We start from the raw sequence: 18,280 nt of genomic DNA, 5'->3' as shown, positions 1-18,280 counted from the left end.
CTATTTGACCTCGACCACAGTGCCTTGCAACCGCTGCAAGGCTTCGTTCACGGCCTGTGGCATGAGCTGGCGCAGGCAGTTGTAATGGCCGAAACGGCAGGTGCGATCGAAGCACGGGCTGCACTCGATGCCCAGGCGTACGATTTCCACATGCTCGGCCAACGGTGGCGTGAAACCCGGCGATGTCGAGCCGTAGACCGCCACCAATGGGCGATTCAGCGCGGCGGCGACGTGCATCAGGCCGGAGTCGTTGGACACCACCGAGTCGGCGCAGGACATCAGGTCGATGGCTTCGGCCAGCGAGGTGCCGCCGCTGAGGTTGACCGATTCTTCACGCAGGCCGGGAATCAGCCGCGCGCGGATGTCTTCGCCCACGGCGTGATCGTTTTTCGAACCGAACAGCCAGACTTGCCAGCCTTCGCGGATCTTCGTTTCGGCAACCTTGGCGTAATGCTCGGACGGCCAGCGCTTGGACTCGCCGAACTCGGCGCCGGGGCACAAGGCCAACACCGGACGGTCGAGGGCCAGGCCGAACTTGGCCAGTGCCGCTTCACGGGTTACCGGGTCGATCTGCAGCGCCGGACGCGGATACGGCTTTGGCAATTCAACGCCCGGCTCGTAAGCCAGGGCCATGAAGCGCTCGATCATCAGCGGGTAACGATCCTTATCCAGCGTGCGCACGTCGTTGAGCAGGCCATAGCGCAATTCGCCACGCCAGCCGGTGCGTTTCGGGATGCCGGCAAAGAACGGCACCAGCGCCGACTTCAGGGAATTGGGCAGCAGGATCGCCTGGTCGTACTGGCCAGCCAGGGATTTGCCGATGCGCCAACGCGTTGCCAGCTCCAGGACACCGTGACCGAGCGGAAAGCTCAAGGCCTGGCGAACTTCGGGCATGCGCTCAAGAATCGGCCGGCTCCACTCGGGGGCCAGCACGTCGATTTCGCATTGCGGGTGGCTTTGTTTCAGACACTGGAAAAGTGTCTGCGCCATCACCATGTCACCGACCCAACTGGGCCCAACGATCAGAATTTTCATGTGGTTTCCATAAACGAACCGGGGAGGCCTACGCCTCCCCGCCTCGAGAATTCTACAGAACAACGCAAATCTACTGTAGGAGCGAGCTTGCTCGCGATGAACCTGAGAACTCCGCGGGGTGTCAGGCTCGCCGCGTTATCGTTAACGACCATCGCGAGCAAGCTCGCTCCTACAGGGAATACTGGCGTATCAAATATCCCGTTTCAGCTTAGCCCCAGCTCGCGCCAGATCCGCATGACCTGTCGCCGTTCGTCTGCGAACTGGTCGCCCGGTATCACCCCGGGGTCCTTCTGCAAAGCCTGCCGGTGGGCGGCGGAGCGATAGGCTTTATACGCTTCACGCAACAGGCTGGCATCCTCGACGGGCATCAGCCCTTCATGCTCCAGCTCTTCCAGAATGCGGATATTGTCCGTCCAGCGCAGCAATGGCGGGTGTGTTTCGGACCACGCCAGGGCCGCGTATTGCACCATAAATTCAATATCGACGATACCTCCGGCGTCCTGCTTGATATCGAACGGCGCTGTGGCTTCGAAGGCATTTGCCCCGGTGCCGGCCGCCGTGCTCTTGCTGCCGAGGTTATCGCGCATCTTGGCGCGCATCTCGCTGACCTCCTGGCGCAGGGTCGGCAGATCACGCGTCTTGCCCAATATCGCAGCGCGGACTTTCTCGAAGGCCTGGCCTACATCCTGACTGCCCACCAACACCCGCGCCCGCACCAGCGCCTGGTGTTCCCAGGTCCAGGCTTCGTTCTCCTGATAACGGGCAAACGCCCCCAGGGAACTCACCAGCAACCCCGACGCCCCGGACGGCCGCAGTCGCATGTCCACTTCATATAATTGCCCGGAGTTGGTCTGCGCCGTCAGCAAGTGAATGATCCGTTGCCCCAGCCGGGTGAAAAATTGCGCGCCATCGATGGGTTTGGCTCCATCGGTTTCAGCCTGCGGATCGCCATCGTGGATGAACACCAAGTCCAGGTCCGAACCATGCCCGAGTTCCAGGCCGCCGACTTTCCCATAACCGACAATGATGAAGCCGGGATCGCACAAGGTGCCATCGGTGCGCAACGGTGTGCCGTACTTGGCCACGGTTTGCCGCCAGGCCAGTGCCAGCACTTGCTCCAGGATCGCTTCGGCGAGCCAGGTCAGGTAATCGCTGACTTTCATCAGCGGCAGGCTGCCGGCGATTTCCGAAGCGGCCACCCGCAAGCGGTGCGCCAGTTTGAAGTGGCGCAGGGCTTCCATTTGCTGTTCGAGGTCATCCTCGGGAATCCGTGTCAGGCGCTCGCGCAACTCTGCCGCCAGTTCTGGCGCCAGTGGCGGCTTGAACAGCCGGCCTTCGTTGAGCAATTCGTCGAGCAGCAGCGGGAAGCGGGTGATTTGCTCGGCGATCCACGGGCTCGCCGCGCACAGCGTCAGCAACCGCCGCAACGCACTGGGGTTCTCGGTCAACAGCACCAGGTACGCGGAACGACGGGCCACGGCTTCAACCAGCGGCAGCACCCGCTCCAGTACCAGGTCCGGATTGTCATGTTCCACGGCCTGTGCCAGCAAACGCGGAATAAAGGCATCGAGACGTTCGCGCCCCAGACGCTGCATCGCCCTCAATTGCGGGCTGCTGCGCAAGCCGGCCAGGGCTCTCAAGGCTTTTGGGGCATCCTTGAAACCACCCTCTTCCAGTTGACGGCAGGCGGCCTCATCGTCCTGGGCCTCTTCCCACAGCGGCAACCACTCACCGCCGACCACCACTTCGCTTTCGGCGCCCTCCTCTTCATCGGGATCGGCGATCACCTGCCCGAAGTGCCAGGCAATACGGCCGCGCCAATACATCAGTTGTTCGTGGAATGCCGTCCAGTTGGCGAAACCCAGCATAAAGGCAATGCGCGCCTGATCCTGCTCGCCATTGGGCAACATTTGCGTCTGGCGATCGGCAATCGCCTGAATCGCGTGTTCGGTGTAACGCAGGAATTCGTAACCTTCACGCAGCTCGCTGATCACGGCCGGCGGCAGGTAACCCTGACCTTCCAGCGTGCTCAGCACCTTTAATAGTGGGCGCTGCTGCAAGCTCAAATCGCGGCCGCCGTGGATCAGCTGGAACGCCTGGGCAATGAACTCGACTTCGCGAATACCGCCGGAACCGAGCTTGATGTTGTCGGCCATGCCCTTGCGCCGCACTTCCTGCTGGATCAGCTGCTTCATGGTGCGCAGCGCTTCGATGGCGGAAAAGTCCAGGTAACGCCGGTAAACGAATGGCCGCAGCATCTCTTGCAGTTGCGCGCCGGCCACCTGATCGCCGGCCACCACCCGCGACTTGATCATCGCGTAGCGTTCCCAGTCGCGACCCTGGTCCTGGTAATACTGCTCCAGCGCGTTGAAGCTCAGCACCAGCGCGCCCGCCGAACCGTAAGGACGCAAGCGCATGTCGACGCGGAATACAAAGCCGTCGACGGTCATCGGGTCCAGGGCCTTGATCAGCCGCTGACCCAGACGAATGAAGAACTCCTGGTTATCCAGCGGGCGTTTGACGCCGACGGTTTCGCCGCCCTCGGGGTAGGCAAAAATCAGGTCGATGTCCGACGACAGGTTCAACTCCACGGCACCGAGCTTGCCCATGCCGAGAACGACCATCTGCTGCGGTTCGCCGCTGCGCCGCCCGGTCGGCACGCCGAACTGCTGACAATGCCGCACGTACGACCATTGATAGGCCTGATCGATGCTGGCATCGGCCATGTCCGAAAGGTCGCGGCAGGTCTGGATCAAATCGGCCTGGCGGGTCAGGTCGCGCCAGATGATCCGTACTTGATGGCGTGCACGCTGGCGGCGCAAGGCGCGACCAAGCAGATCGTCGGTCTCGGCCACGCTCACGGCGGCCGCGATCTGCCCGCACAACTCACCGGGGGCGAAGCTACGGTCCAGTTCGCCGGACTGCACCAGCTCCAGCAACATCAAAGGGTCACGAACACACTGCTCAATCACGAAATCGCTGGCGGCGGTGACGCGGGCAAACTGCGCCCAGCGTTCCGGCGTCCAGGCAGACAGCCCGTGGTCACCGCCCAGAGCGGCGACGGCAGCCCGGAACGACTGCTCGGCGCGGGTGACAAACGGCAGGAGAATGGCGGGCAGTTCGGCAAGCGAAGGGAGGCTCATGGTCTATCCTTGATCGGCGTACAACGGACTGCATGTAGTGGTTTTCGAAAACCCACTACCTGAGGGAGTGTCGAACAAAAGTTAGAAATAGCTGAAATTTCTTTAATTTTGGCAGCCAGCATCAAGCTTTTACCTTTTGTAGTTGGAAAAAGACCAACCTTAACGATTATTCTCACAACGCAGCCGGGGGCCACAAGCCGCTCTTCTGTAGTTTTACTACTCGTATATACATTAGCCGGGCTGAAATGCCGGAAGATTTGTAGTAAAACTACACGCCGCCGGAACAACCTATCGGCAATCCAAGAATTTATATCGTCTGCCCACAAGGCCAGTCGCAAACTCAGGCAACCGATTCTGGAAGCCTTTCCGCCCTGGAGCAAGCCATGCAAGACCTCGATCCCGTCGAAACCCAGGAATGGCTGGACGCCCTGGAATCGGTTCTCGACAAAGAAGGCGAAGACCGTGCTCACTATCTGATGACCCGTATGGGTGAACTGGCGACCCGCAGCGGTTCGCAGTTGCCTTACGCCATCACCACGCCTTACCGCAACACCATCCCGGTAACCCACGAAGCACGCATGCCTGGCGACCTGTTCATGGAACGCCGCATTCGCTCGCTGGTACGCTGGAACGCGATGGCCATGGTAATGCGTACGAACCTGAAGGATTCTGACCTCGGCGGTCACATCTCCAGCTTCGCTTCCAGTGCGACCCTGTATGACATCGGCTTCAACTACTTCTTCCAGGCCCCGACCGAAGAACACGGCGGCGACCTGATCTACTTCCAGGGCCACACCTCGCCAGGCGTTTACGCCCGCGCATTCATGGAAGGCCGCATCACCGAAGACCAGATGAACAACTTCCGCCAGGAAGTCGACGGTCAGGGCCTGTCGTCCTACCCGCACCCTTGGCTGATGCCTGACTTCTGGCAGTTCCCGACCGTATCCATGGGTCTGGGCCCGATCCAGGCGATCTACCAGGCACGCTTCATGAAGTACCTGGAACACCGCGGCTTCATCCAGCCTGGCAAACAGAAAGTCTGGTGTTTCCTGGGCGACGGCGAGTGCGACGAGCCCGAATCCCTGGGCGCGATTTCCCTGGCTGGCCGCGAGAAGCTGGACAACCTGATCTTCGTCATCAACTGCAACCTGCAGCGCCTCGACGGCCCGGTTCGCGGCAACGGCAAGATCATCCAGGAACTCGAAGGCGTGTTCCGCGGTGCTCAGTGGAACGTGACCAAAGTCATCTGGGGCCGTTTCTGGGACCCGCTGCTGGCCAAGGACACCCACGGCATCCTGCAACGTCGCATGGACGAAGTCATCGACGGCGAGTACCAGAACTACAAAGCCAAAGACGGCGCGTTCGTGCGTGAACACTTCTTCAACACGCCTGAACTCAAGGCAATGGTCGAAGACCTGTCCGACGACGAGATCTGGAAACTCAACCGTGGCGGCCACGACCCGTACAAGGTCTACGCGGCGTACCACGAAGCGGTCAACCATAAAGAACAGCCGACCGTCATCCTGGCCAAGACCATCAAGGGTTATGGCACCGGTGCTGGCGAAGCGAAAAACACTGCGCACAACACCAAGAAAGTCGACGTCGACAGCCTGAAGTTGTTCCGCGACCGCTTCGACATCCCGGTCAAGGACGATGAACTGGAAAACCTGCCATTCTTCAAACCGGAAGAAGGCAGCGCCGAAGCCCGTTACCTGAGCGAGCGCCGTACCGCACTGGGCGGCTTCGTACCTCAGCGTCGCGCCAAGAGCTTCAACATCCCGACTCCGCCACTGGACACCCTCAAGGCGATCCTGGACGGCTCGGGCGACCGCGAAATCTCCACCACCATGGCCTTCGTGCGGATCCTCGCGCAACTGGTCAAGGACAAGGAAATCGGCCCGCGCATCGTGCCGATCATCCCGGACGAAGCCCGTACTTTCGGTATGGAAGGCATGTTCCGTCAGCTGGGCATCTACTCCTCCGTCGGCCAGCTCTACGAGCCAGTCGATAAAGACCAGGTGATGTTCTACAAGGAAGACCAGAAGGGCCAGATCCTCGAAGAAGGCATCAACGAAGCGGGCGCCATGAGCTCCTTCATCGCTGCCGGTACTTCGTACTCCAGTCACAACCAGCCGATGCTGCCGTTCTACATCTTCTACTCGATGTTCGGCTTCCAGCGTATCGGCGACCTGGCCTGGGCCGCTGGCGACAGCCGCACCCGTGGCTTCCTGATCGGCGGCACCGCCGGCCGTACCACCCTGAACGGTGAAGGCCTGCAACACGAAGACGGTCACAGCCACCTGCTGGCCGCGACCATCCCGAACTGCCGCACCTACGATCCAACCTACGGCTACGAGCTCGCGGTGATCATTCAGGACGGCATGAAGAAGATGACCGAAGAGCAACAGGACGTCTTCTACTACATCACCGTGATGAACGAGTCGTACCAGCAGCCAGCCATGCCGGCCGGTGCCGAGGAAGGCATCAAGAAAGGCATGTACCTGCTCGAAGAAGACAACCGCGAAGCGGCGCACCACGTTCAGCTGATGGGCTCCGGCACCATCCTGCGTGAAGTCCGTGAAGCAGCGAAGATCCTGCGCGAAGAGTTCAACGTCGGCGCCGACGTGTGGAGCGTTACCAGCTTCAACGAACTGCGCCGCGACGGCCTGGCCGTTGAGCGCACCAACCGTCTGCACCCTGGCCAGAAGCCTAAGCTGAGCTACGTCGAAGAGTGCCTGAACGGCCGTAAAGGTCCGGTCATCGCGTCTACCGACTACATGAAACTGTTCGCCGAGCAGATCCGTCAGTGGGTACCGTCCAAGGAATTCAAAGTCCTGGGCACCGACGGTTTCGGCCGCAGCGACAGCCGCAAGAAACTGCGTCATTTCTTCGAAGTCGACCGTCATTTCGTGGTGTTGGCAGCCCTGGAAGCACTGGCTGACCGTGGTGACATCGAACCTAAGGTTGTGGCCGAAGCCATCGCCAAGTTCGGTATCAACCCGGAAAAACGCAACCCACTGGACTGCTGAGGAGAGATTCTGTGAGCGAACTCATTCGCGTACCTGACATCGGCAGCGGTGAAGGTGAAGTAATTGAACTGTTTGTGAAGGTCGGCGACCGTATCGAAGCCGACCAGAGCATCCTGACACTTGAGTCGGACAAGGCGAGCATGGAAGTGCCTGCGCCGAAGGCCGGTATCATCAAGAGCCTGAAAGTGAAACTGGGCGATCGCCTGAAAGAAGGCGACGAACTGCTGGAGCTGGAAGTCGAAGGTGCCGCTGCGGCTCCTGCGGCTGCCGCTGCGCCGGCGGCCAAGGCTGAAGCCAAACCGGCTGCTGCACCTGCCGCCGCCCCTGCTCCTGCTGCGCCGGCTGCCGCCAGCGTTCAGCAAGTGCACGTGCCGGACATCGGTTCGTCGGGCAAGGCCCAGATCATCGAGATCCAGGTCAAGGTCGGCGACACCGTCGCGGCTGATCAGTCGCTGATCACCCTGGAGTCCGACAAGGCGAGCATGGAGATCCCGTCGCCAGCCGCTGGCGTGGTCAAGGCCATCAGCGTCAAGCTCAACGACGAAGTCGGCACCGGCGACCTGATCCTGGATCTGGAAGTGGCAGGTGCTGCGGCACCGGCTGCTGCTCCGGCCCAGGCTGCCGCTCCAGCTGCCGCCGCTGCGCCTGCTCCTGCAGCAGCTCCGGCTGCACCGGTTGCCGACAGCGTTCAGGACATCCACGTTCCGGACATCGGTTCGGCGGGCAAGGCCAAGATCATCGAAGTCCTGGTCAAGGCCGGCGACACCGTTGTGGCCGACCAGTCGCTGATCACCCTGGAATCCGACAAGGCGAGCATGGAAATCCCGTCGCCAGCCGCTGGCGTGGTGGAAAGCGTTTCCATCAAGCTTGATGACGAAGTCGGTACCGGCGACCTGATCCTGAAACTGAAAGTCAAAGGCGCCGCTCCGGCCGCACCTGTTGCTGCGACCGCACCTGCCGCTGCTGCTCCGAGCGCACCTGCTTCGGCTCCAACCGCTGCTGCACCTGCTGCGGCCGCACCTGCTGCCCCGGCCGCTGCTCCAGCCAAGCCGGGCGCCAAGGTTCACGCTGGCCCTGCCGTGCGTCAACTGGCCCGCGAATTCGGCGTCGAGCTGAGTGCCGTTGGCGCCAGCGGCCCGCACGGTCGCATCCTGAAGGAAGACGTGCAGGTTTACGTCAAGGCCATGATGCAGAAGGCCAAGGAAGCACCGGCCGCTGCTGCTGGCGCAACCGGTGGCGCGGGCATCCCGCCGATTCCGGTCGTGGACTTCAGCCGCTTCGGCGAAATCGAAGAAGTGCCGATGACCCGCCTGATGCAGGTCGGCGCTGCCAACCTGCACCGCAGCTGGCTGAACGTGCCGCACGTGACGCAATTCGATTCGGCGGATATCACCGAGCTCGAAGCGTTCCGTGTTGCCCAGAAAGCCGTTGCAGAGAAGGCCGGCGTCAAGCTGACCATCCTGCCGTTGCTGCTCAAGACCTGTGCGCACCTGCTCAAGGAACTGCCGGACTTCAACAGTTCGCTGGCGCCAAGCGGCAAAGCGATCATCCGCAAGAAATACGTGAACATCGGCTTCGCCGTCGACACCCCGGATGGCCTGCTGGTACCGGTCATCAAGAACGTCGACCAGAAGAGCCTGCTGCAACTGGCTGCCGAGGCTGCTTCCCTGGCTGAAAAAGCCCGGACCAAGAAGCTCTCGTCGGACGAGATGCAAGGCGCCTGCTTCACCATTTCCAGCCTCGGCCACATTGGCGGCACCGGCTTCACGCCGATCGTCAACGCGCCGGAAGTGGCGATCCTCGGTGTTTCCAAGGCAACCATCCAGCCAGTCTGGGACGGCAAAGCCTTCCAGCCGAAACTGATGCTGCCGCTGTCGCTGTCCTACGATCACCGTGTGATCAACGGCGCCGCTGCTGCACGCTTCACCAAGCGTCTGAGCGACCTGCTGGGCGACATCCGCACCATGCTCCTGTAACACCGACCGGCCCTCCTTCACCGGAGGGCCGATCGCGTTCCACGTTTCCGAGCGCCACGCTCGTACCTCAACCCCGCCAATTTGGCGGGGCTTTTTTTGCCTGAATTTTTTACTTAAGACTTCTTCCTACATTTGTGGCTGATATCGCCCACAACTCTAATCCATTTCCGCCAGATATTTTTTCGGGCCAAATAACTAGCCTTGACTGAAAGACTACTTATTACATCCGAAACAACCAGCTAACCAATTCGTTGGCAGCAGAATGGACTCAAACATGCTCAAACCAACTGTCGGCCCGATTATTGGCCACACCACCACTAATCATGCCCGTATTTTTTTGCGCGGCGAACACAATAAAGACACTTTGGTATTTGCCGGAATTCGTTATAGACGACAAGGCGAAGATCACTGGTCAAAAGGTAACTTTGCGAAACTCGAACCCGAGCACGACATGTGCGAAGTCTTTGCACTAAACAATCTGTCCGCCGACGCCGACTATGAGTATCAGGCGGGGTGGTTCAGCCCGACGAGCCCGGCGCACACCGTCGACACGGTGAAGGAACTGCCGCTGCAATGGCCACGGCAGGTTTATCACTTGCGCACCCGTTCCAGCCAGGCCGGTCTGCCAAGGGCCTACATTGTCGGCTCCTGCCGATATCTGCACATGACCGCCGGCATCGCATTCGCCCCTCACTTGGGCGATAGAATCTTCGCTTCAATTTCACGCTTGGTGGAGCAAGCCAGTCCTCCCGTCAGTGCGCTGGTGATGACGGGGGACCAAATCTATGTCGATGACTTGAACATCATTGCCCCTGATCGGGAACTCAAGGAAATCCTGAATAAATATCGCGTGGCGTTTTCACAGACAAATATCGCCAGGCTCATGTCCGGCCTGCCCACTTACATGATCCTTGACGACCATGAAATAGAAGACAATTGGCCCGCCAAAAAGAAAAAGTCCGATGACTACTTATATGCAAACGCAATCAGGGCCTATGAGTTGTATCAGGCCAGCCATAGTCCAGCCCATGTACTAACCGATGATGGACTTATAAATAAACGACTGGACAAATACTGGTATCAACTTACTGAAGGTGATATCGAATGGTTTGTTACCGACAGTCGAACCCGACGCAATCTGTCGGCCACTGACCGACGCATTCTCGACGCAGCCCAGGAACAGGCCTTGTGCGACTGGCTGATCCACAGCCCGGCGCGGGTCAAATTCGTGGTCACCAGTGTCATGTTCTACCCTGACCAAAAACGCTCGGATGATGACGCCTGGCAGGCCTTCCCCGAACAACGGCTACGGTTGCTGGAGACCATACGCACACACCGCATCAAAAACGTCGTGTTCATTTCCGGCGATGTCCACGGCTCGCTGACCAGTCGCCTGACCCACAGCGAGGATGCGGACTTCGAAGTCCACACCATCGTCTCGTCACCACTGTGCAACAGCAGAATGTTGCCCTATGCCACAGCCTCCACGTTCGTCCTCGATCAACCCTTGATCCGCACCGCCTCCGGCGACTATCGGCATGAGCTGACCAGCAATGTGATCAGCCAGGATAACTTTGCCCACCTGGTCGTCGAGGCGAGGCAGCTTCAGGTGAATTTCCACGACCGGGAGGGCAAGCCTTTACAGTCCATTGGCATCCCGATTCGCTGACCCGGAAACCGATCGCAGTCATTGGCAATACTTGCAAAACTGCGATTTTTCGGCGGATAGCAATACTTTTTGCCACTGACTGAAGAAATCCCATCGCCTGCCGACATATTCTTATAGCACTTGGCCTTCATCTCTCTTGTCAGTCGGTGTCGCAATGATGCAACCTTGCCGCAGGCAACAGTCAAGAGGGCGAGAGCCCAGCGCGTTCAGCATATTCGAAGCGAGTTTCCCTCCATGAAAAGCCAACCCGATGCCGCCAGCCGTATGGTGGCCGAGGTAGTGACGCAGTTGCCTGTGCCCTCGCGGCTCGGCATGCTTCGTTTCGAACGGCTTAATGAACCCAGCTGGGCGCTGCTGTTTCTTGATCCCAATTGCGAACGCCAGTTCGGCCTGCCGGCCGTGGAGCTGTGTGCGCTGGTGGGTTCGCCCTACGCCAGCCTGATGGAGCCGCAAGCGCGCTATGAACTGCACGACGCGATCCAGCAGCAACTGAGCGAAAGCACGCACTACCTGATCCGCTACACCCTGCACACCGCCTCGGGCTCCCTGAATCTGCTGGAACTGGGCGAAGCCTTCAAACAACACAATCGCCATTTATTGCGCGGCTACCTGCTGGTCATCGACGGCCTGTTCGAGGATGACCCGCTGCAACCGGCCCTGGATCTGGAAACCCAGAACTCGCGCCTGCAAATCGCCCTGGAACTCAATCAGCGTGCCCAGCAGGAACAACTGCTGCATCTGGACCGGGTGCGTGCCCAGCAGGACCTGATCCTGCTGCTCACCCGTCAACGCTACAGCAGCAACAATTCCTTGCGCGAAGCCGCCGAGCTGATCACCCGTAGCGCCTGCGACATCTACGAGATCGACTGCGCCAGCCTGTGGCACCTCGAAGGCTCGATGCTGGTGCCGATCTCGGCCTATCACCGCACGACTCAGGAATACCTGCTGCCGCAGCCGATCGATGTCAGCGTGTTCCCCGATTACCTCGACGCCTTGCACACCGGCCGCGCCATCGACGCCCATAACGCCATGCGTGACCCGCGCACCCGGGAGATGGCCGAAAGCCTGCGCCCGCGCGACGTCAACGCAATGCTCGACGCCAGTATCCGCGTCGATGGCCAAGTGGTCGGCGTTTTGTGCCTGGAGCAAACCGGGGCGACCCGCGCCTGGCAGTCGGATGAAATCGCCTTCGCCGGAGAGCTGGCGGACCAGTTTGCCCAGGTCATCAGTAACCACAACCGGCGAACCGCCACCAGCGCCCTGCACCTGTTCCAGCGTGCAGTCGAACAAAGTGCCAACGCCTTTTTGCTGGTCAACTGCGACGGCGTGGTGGAATACGTCAACCCGAGCTTCACCGCGATCACCCAATATTCCACCGAAGAAGTGCACGGTCAGCGCCTGTCAGAACTACCGGCCCTGGAAAATCTCAGCGAACTGCTGTTCGATGCGCCTTCGGTGCTGGCCAAGAGCAACAGTTGGCAAGGTGAATTCAAGAGCCGCCGGAAAAACCTCGAACCCTACTGGGGCCAGTTGTCGATCTCCAAGGTTTACGGCGACAACCGCGAGTTGACCCACTACATCGGCATCTACGAAGACATCACCCAGACCAAGCTCGCTCAGCAGCGTATCGAGCGCCTGGCCTACACCGACAACCTGACCAACCTCGGCAACCGCCCGGCGTTCATCCGCAACCTCGATGAACGCTTCGCCCGGGACAGCGACGCGCCGATCAGCCTGTTGCTGGTGGACATCGACAACTTCAAGCGGATCAACGACAGCCTCGGCCACCAGACCGGCGACAAACTGCTGATCAGCCTGGCCCGGCGCCTGCGCAACAGCCTGATCCCGAGCGGCAGCCTGGCGCGATTCGCCAGTAACGAATTCGCCGTGTTGCTGGACAACAGCGACCTCACGGTGGGCCAGCAAGTGGCCAACCAGTTGCTGGCGACCCTCGACAAACCGATGTTCGTCGACAACCAGTTGATCAGCGTCACCGGCTCCGTGGGCCTGGCCTGCGCGCCGCTGCACGGGCGCGACCCGCAGACCCTGATGCGCAACGCCGGGCTGGCGCTGCACAAGGCCAAGGCCAATGGCAAACATCAGGTGCAAGTGTTCACCGAAGCGCTGAACGCCGAGGCCAGCTACAAGCTGTTCGTCGAGAACAACCTGCGCCGCGCCCTGACCCAGAACGAACTCGACGTGTTCTATCAGCCAAAACTGTGCCTGCGCAGCGGGCGCTTGCTGGGTATGGAAGCACTGCTGCGCTGGGACCATCCGGAAAAGGGCATGATCCGCCCGGATCAGTTCATCAGCGTCGCCGAAGAAACCGGGCTGATCATTCCGATCGGCAAATGGATCGCCCGCCAGGCCTGCCGCATGAGCAAAGCGCTGACCGCCGCCGGCCTGGGCAACCTGCAAGTGGCGATCAACCTGTCGCCCAAGCAGTTCTCCGATCCGGACCTGGTGGCCTCCATTGCCAACATCCTCAAGGAAGAAGCCCTGCCAGCTCAATTGCTGGAGCTGGAGCTGACGGAAGGCCTGCTGCTGGAAGCCACCGAAGACACCCACTTGCAGCTCGACCAGCTCAAGCGCCTGGGCCTGACCCTGGCCATGGACGACTTCGGCACCGGTTACTCGTCGCTCAGTTACTTGAAAAAATTCCCCATCGACATCATCAAGATCGATCGAAGCTTCATCCACGAAATCCCGGACAACCAGGACGACATGGAAATCACCTCAGCGGTGATCGCCATGGCCCACAACCTGAAACTCAAGGTCGTGGCTGAAGGCATCGAAACCGCCGAGCAGTTGTCGTTCCTGCGCCGTCACCGCTGCGACGTCGGCCAGGGCTACCTGTTCGACCGTCCGATCCCGGGCAATGAACTGATCGACAAGCTCAAACGCTACCCGCGTGGTCCAATCGCCTGACAGCGATCCAACTCTCGGGCAAACTGCTTGCCTGTCTAATTATCCTGACTGAGAGGACTGATCATGGTTCTGCGCTCGGAAATTCTGGTGAACAAAAACGTGCTCCCGACTAAAGAACAAGCTCTGCCCGGTCGCGAAACCGCGATGACCCTGCCTGAAAAGCACTTTGTGTTTAAAGACACCCCGTTGCTCGGCCCGTTCTTCGAAGATGTCGACTTCGCGATCTTCGGCCTAGGCTGCTTCTGGGGCGCGGAACGCCGCTTCTGGCAGCGTGAAGGCGTGGTCAGCACCGTTGTCGGCTACGCCGGCGGTTTCACGCCGAACCCGACCTACGAAGAAGTCTGCTCGGGCCTGACCGGCCACTCCGAAGTGGTACTGGTAGTGTATGACAAGGCCAAGGTCAGCTACGAAGAACTGCTGGCGATGTTCTGGGAACTACACAACCCGACGCAAGGCATGCGCCAGGGCAATGACATCGGCACCCAGTACCGTTCGGTGATCTACGCCACTAGCCCGGAACAACTGGACGCGGCGCTCAAGAGCAAGGAAACCTACCAGGCCGAGCTATCCAAGGCCGGTCTCGGTGAAATCAGCACCGAAATCGACCAGGCCCCGACCGTCTACTTTGCCGAGACGTATCACCAGCAATACCTGGCGAAAAATCCGGAAGGCTATTGCGGCATCGGTGGTACCGGCGTGTGCATGCCACCGAGCCTGGCGGGTAACTAACCCTGAACTGTGGCGAGGGAGCTTGCTCCCGCTCGGTTGCGCAGCAATCGCAAAACCGGAGAACCGGTTCTTACTGAAAGAACGCAGTTACCGGTTTTTAGGGGTGCTTCGCACCCCAGCGGGAGCAAGCTCCCTCGCCACAGGTTGTTGATTGCTGTTCAACTCTCGGCAATCAACCAATCCATCTGCCACCCACCCTGGGTCTGCCCCAGCTTCTGGGACAGCCACGGCAGCAACTCACGCAACTCTTCCTCCAACCCCCACGGCGGATTGGCAATCGCCAGTCCGGAACCGTTCAGGCTGTTCGGCGTATCCAGCGGATGCACCAGCAACTCCACCCGCAACAACTTCGGCGCGCCGGTACCGGCCAGATCCTGATAGAAGCGACGCAGCGCGCGCTGATCCTTTACCGGGTACCAGATAGCCGCCACGGTCTGGCGCATCCGGCCAATCGCTTCCTTCAACGACGCGGCACAGCGCTGCATCTCGTCGAGCTTCTCGAACGGCGGATCGATCAACATCACCGCACGCTTCTCCGGCACCGGCAGCAAGGCTCGCGGCACATGCCAGCCTTCGCCCAGGTGCACCTTGACCCGGCGATCACCAGCCATGTTGTCCTTGAGCAGCACGCCGTCTTCCGGATGCTTCTCGTTGAGCAACACGCGGTCCTGAGGACGAGTCAGGCGCCGCGCCAGTTCTGGCGACCCCGGGTAATAGCGCAACTGGCCATCCGGGTTCATCTCGTGCAGCACCTGCATGTAATCAGCGGTAAGGATCGGCAGATCCGGCTGATCCCACAAACGCGCAATGCCCTCCAGGTACTCACCGGTACGGTTGGCCTGATCACCCTGAAGGTCATACAGACCGATGCCAGCGTGGGTGTCGAGATAGGCAAACGGCTGCTCCTTGCGCGACATCAGGGCGATGAGGCGGGTCAAGGTCAGGTGTTTGAACACATCGGCGTGATTGCCGGCATGGAAGGCGTGACGATAATTCATGGCTGCTCCTGCGAAGGCCGGGAAGTTTACCTTTTACCGGCCGGCAAGTCAGGGGTTGGCGGCTGAGTGGCCAGTTGAGGCACGCCCCCCCCTAGCCACAAGAGCCTTATGTGCTACGCCGAAGGCCGCGCCCGCAACCGCCGCCCAACCACATCCAGCACATCACAGCCATCGCGCAACGTAATTGCGCAGAGCAAGGCGAAATCGCTGAGGATGAAGGACTCGCACTCGATCGAACCGCGCATGGACAGGTTCTCAAGCACTTGGGTTACTGCGCGGATTCTGTAGTTGGCGGCGTCGGTGAGGATGTCGAGTGGCGCGTGGGTGTCGACGAACAGGGTGGGCATATCGGTGCAGTTGCTGGTCAATGCCATGAAGCGGTTGTCGGGATGGGGGATTGGTTTTTTGTAAGGTGGGTCAGGGTGAATTGTTTTCATTAGTAGCTCCCAAAGATGAATCGGAGCTGCCATCAGCCTTCCTACAGGCCAGGGTGGCAGCTAAGCGCGGGGTAGGAATATCGAGACCTTTGGGAAAACCCGACCACGCCGAAGCGTGCCCGCGCATAGCTGCCGCAACTGATCTTACGGGCGCATGTAAACGACCGCAAACCAAGTATTGACGCTAAGTGCTTCCCATCGGCCTTGAGAGGTTCCTACACCCCACCACTGAATTGTCAGTGACCGCAAAAGACTATCGACGGAACTCGCATCGCACCACTTCATGAAAACCGCTACGTTTTGAAGGAAACGTCCGAGGACCCTGCCCGGAAAATTCGCACTACGGATATCGGAAGTAAAAAAAACGGCCCGCACTGTTAAAGCTGCGAGCCGTTCTTTTATCAGGGATGGGAAGAGTTCAACCCATCACTCATCACTTGTTGAGGCGGTAATCATTCTCTGCAGCAGCAAAACGCTGGAACATGCCGGCAGTCGGCGTGCCCATTTTGCTGACGAAGTAGATCGCCAGGCTGGCGAAGATGAAACCAGGGATGATTTCGTACAGGCCCAGCAGCTCGAAGTGTTTCCAGACGATCACGGTGATCGCGCCGACCAGGATACCGGCCAGTGCGCCGTTGCGGGTCATGTCTTTCCAGATCACGGAGATCAGCACGACCGGACCGAATGCGGCACCGAAACCGGCCCAGGCGTAGCTCACCAGACCCAGTACGCGGTTTTCCGGGTTGGCCGCCAGCGCGATAGCAATCAGGGCAACCAACAGCACCATGGCACGGCCGACCCACACCAGTTCAACCTGGGAAGCGGATTTACGCAGGAAGGTCTTGTAGAAGTCTTCGGTCAGGGCGCTCGAGCACACCAGCAACTGGCAGCTCAGGGTGCTCATCACCGCAGCCAGGATGGCCGACAGCAGGATACCCGCGATCCATGGGTTGAAGAGGATCTTGGCCAGCTCGATGAACACACGCTCATGGTTCTCGGAGACCGCGCCAGCCACGTCCGGGTGCGCCGAGAAGTAGGCGATACCGAAAAAGCCGACTGCCACGGTACCGCCCAGGCACAGGATCATCCAGGTCATGGAAATGCGACGGGCCTTGGCGATCGATTTAACCGAATCGGCAGCCATGAAACGCGCCAGGATGTGCGGCTGACCGAAGTAGCCCAGACCCCAGCCCATCAGCGAGATGATGCCGATGAAAGTGGTGCCCTTGAGCATGTCGAAGTTGCTTGGATCTTGCGCTTCGATGGCCAGGAAAGTGGTGTCGACGCCGCCAGTGGCCAGCAGCACGATAACCGGCGTCAGGATCAACGCGAAGATCATCAGGGTGGCTTGTACGGTATCGGTCCAGCTCACGGCCAGGAATCCGCCGATAAAGGTGTAGGCAATCGTCGCCGCAGCACCGGCCCACAGCGCCGTCTCGTAGGACATGCCGAAGGTGCTTTCGAACAGGCGGGCACCGGCCACGATGCCGGAAGCGCAGTAGATGGTGAAGAACACCAGGATCACGACCGCAGAGATGATCCGCAGCAGGCCGCTTTTGTCTTCGAAACGGCTGGCGAAGTAGTCCGGCAGAGTCAGTGCATCACCGTTGTGTTCGGTCTGCACACGTAGACGGCCGGCGACGAACAGCCAGTTCAGGTAGGCGCCGACGATCAGGCCGATGGCGATCCAGCTTTCGGAAAGACCGGACATGTAGATCGCGCCGGGCAAACCCATCAACAACCAGCCACTCATGTCGGAGGCACCGGCGGACAATGCGGTCACGACGCTGCCCAGGCTACGGCCACCCAGAATGTAGTCGGAAAGGTTGTTGGTGGAGCGATAGGCCATCAAGCCGATCAGCACCATTGCTGCGATGTAGATCACGAATGTGATCAGGGTTGGATTGCTTACGCTCATTAAGTTACGCCCTGGCTTTGTTTTTATGTAGCGGCGGCTGGTGAACCGCTCGCAAACGCATACGTTTGACAGACGATCCGGATTCCCGCGCATTTATGACTGATGTTTCCCCAGGAAAGCCATCAGCCGGAGCACCCGGATTTTGTCCTGGTTGCACCTTGGGCGCGAATGCTATTCAACAAAGCAAATAAGGTGCAACCAGTTTCTTGGGAATAAGTTGCACCTAGTCGGAAATAAACGTTAAAAATCGTTTTTTGCTCCTTTTCGGAGCAAAAACGAGTGTTAACTCTCTGAAAAAGCACCAAGCAAATGCAGCAGGGCCGTACCAGAAATTATTTCCTGACGAGCTGCGTAATATTCCGACAAAAAAAGGGTTGCACCCGGTTGCACCTCGGCAGTCTCACGGCTAATCTTGCCG

At 59.7% G+C, this 18,280-nt stretch carries 10 protein-coding genes; 5 read left to right on the top strand and 5 right to left on the bottom strand.

Going from position 1 to position 18,280, the window contains the following annotated elements:
• Together waaF and glnE are read right to left on the bottom strand one after the other, a co-directional pair.
• A complete protein-coding gene (gene waaF / locus AC3ITY_RS02200; protein WP_489307392.1) occupies nt 1-1,035 on the bottom strand; it encodes a lipopolysaccharide heptosyltransferase II in 1,035 nt (344 codons plus the stop codon).
• A gap of 203 nt (nt 1,036-1,238) precedes the next feature.
• Nucleotides 1,239-4,178 carry a bifunctional [glutamate--ammonia ligase]-adenylyl-L-tyrosine phosphorylase/[glutamate--ammonia-ligase] adenylyltransferase gene (gene glnE, locus AC3ITY_RS02195; protein WP_489307390.1) on the bottom strand — a complete coding sequence of 980 codons (2,940 nt, stop codon included), beginning with the start codon at nt 4,176-4,178 and terminating at the stop codon, nt 1,239-1,241.
• 383 nt (nt 4,179-4,561) lie between these two features.
• Here glnE and aceE point away from each other — a divergent pair, with 383 nt between their 5' ends.
• The 5 genes from aceE to msrA all read left to right on the top strand — a co-directional run bounded on the left by aceE (nt 4,562) and on the right by msrA (nt 14,509).
• Complete coding sequence (gene aceE, locus AC3ITY_RS02190) at nt 4,562-7,207, top strand: pyruvate dehydrogenase (acetyl-transferring), homodimeric type (RefSeq protein ID WP_489307389.1); 2,646 nt, start codon at nt 4,562-4,564, stop codon at nt 7,205-7,207.
• Between the two features lie 11 nt (nt 7,208-7,218).
• Nucleotides 7,219-9,183, top strand: a complete 1,965-nt coding sequence (gene aceF / locus AC3ITY_RS02185) for a dihydrolipoyllysine-residue acetyltransferase (RefSeq protein ID WP_489307388.1) — start codon at nt 7,219-7,221, stop codon at nt 9,181-9,183.
• A gap of 274 nt (nt 9,184-9,457) precedes the next feature.
• The gene (locus tag AC3ITY_RS02180) at nt 9,458-10,852 is read left to right on the top strand and encodes an alkaline phosphatase D family protein (protein ID WP_489307387.1); all 1,395 of its coding nucleotides are present in this window, start codon (nt 9,458-9,460) and stop codon (nt 10,850-10,852) included.
• 234 nt (nt 10,853-11,086) lie between these two features.
• Nucleotides 11,087-13,780 carry a putative bifunctional diguanylate cyclase/phosphodiesterase gene (locus AC3ITY_RS02175; RefSeq protein ID WP_489307386.1) on the top strand — a complete coding sequence of 898 codons (2,694 nt, stop codon included), beginning with the start codon at nt 11,087-11,089 and terminating at the stop codon, nt 13,778-13,780.
• A gap of 63 nt (nt 13,781-13,843) precedes the next feature.
• Nucleotides 13,844-14,509, top strand: a complete 666-nt coding sequence (gene msrA, locus AC3ITY_RS02170; RefSeq protein WP_489307384.1) for a peptide-methionine (S)-S-oxide reductase MsrA — start codon at nt 13,844-13,846, stop codon at nt 14,507-14,509.
• A gap of 158 nt (nt 14,510-14,667) precedes the next feature.
• Here msrA and AC3ITY_RS02165 read toward each other — a convergent pair whose 3' ends face one another.
• From AC3ITY_RS02165 to putP, 3 genes are all read right to left on the bottom strand, one after another.
• Nucleotides 14,668-15,507: a 23S rRNA (adenine(2030)-N(6))-methyltransferase RlmJ gene (locus tag AC3ITY_RS02165; RefSeq protein ID WP_347910228.1), complete on the bottom strand. Its 840-nt coding sequence runs from the start codon at nt 15,505-15,507 to the stop codon at nt 14,668-14,670.
• A gap of 113 nt (nt 15,508-15,620) precedes the next feature.
• On the bottom strand, nt 15,621-15,944 hold the full coding sequence (locus tag AC3ITY_RS02160) for a hypothetical protein (RefSeq protein WP_489307382.1): 324 nt from the start codon (nt 15,942-15,944) through the stop codon (nt 15,621-15,623).
• Nucleotides 15,945-16,377: 433 nt separating this feature from the next.
• Nucleotides 16,378-17,862: a sodium/proline symporter PutP gene (gene putP, locus AC3ITY_RS02155; protein WP_489307380.1), complete on the bottom strand. Its 1,485-nt coding sequence runs from the start codon at nt 17,860-17,862 to the stop codon at nt 16,378-16,380.
• Nucleotides 17,863-18,280 lie beyond the last annotated feature (418 nt).

This window comes from Pseudomonas sp. GL_091, from assembly GCF_057837725.1.
Note: the sequence above shows the minus strand (reverse complement) of the source record. Positions and strands in the feature narration are given on the sequence as shown.

Bases quoted from the DNA above. Each gene is read 5' to 3' on its own strand.
- waaF (WP_489307392.1), bottom strand. From the start codon at position 1,035: ATGAAAATTCTGATCGTTGGGCCCAGTTGGGTCGGTGACATGGTGATG.
- glnE (WP_489307390.1), bottom strand. From the start codon at position 4,178: ATGAGCCTCCCTTCGCTTGCCGAACTGCCCGCCATTCTCCTGCCGTTT.
- aceE (WP_489307389.1), top strand. From the start codon at position 4,562: ATGCAAGACCTCGATCCCGTCGAAACCCAGGAATGGCTGGACGCCCTG.
- AC3ITY_RS02180 (WP_489307387.1), top strand. From the start codon at position 9,458: ATGCTCAAACCAACTGTCGGCCCGATTATTGGCCACACCACCACTAAT.
- AC3ITY_RS02175 (WP_489307386.1), top strand. From the start codon at position 11,087: ATGAAAAGCCAACCCGATGCCGCCAGCCGTATGGTGGCCGAGGTAGTG.
- msrA (WP_489307384.1), top strand. From the start codon at position 13,844: ATGGTTCTGCGCTCGGAAATTCTGGTGAACAAAAACGTGCTCCCGACT.
- AC3ITY_RS02165 (WP_347910228.1), bottom strand. From the start codon at position 15,507: ATGAATTATCGTCACGCCTTCCATGCCGGCAATCACGCCGATGTGTTC.
- AC3ITY_RS02160 (WP_489307382.1), bottom strand. From the start codon at position 15,944: ATGAAAACAATTCACCCTGACCCACCTTACAAAAAACCAATCCCCCAT.
- putP (WP_489307380.1), bottom strand. From the start codon at position 17,862: ATGAGCGTAAGCAATCCAACCCTGATCACATTCGTGATCTACATCGCA.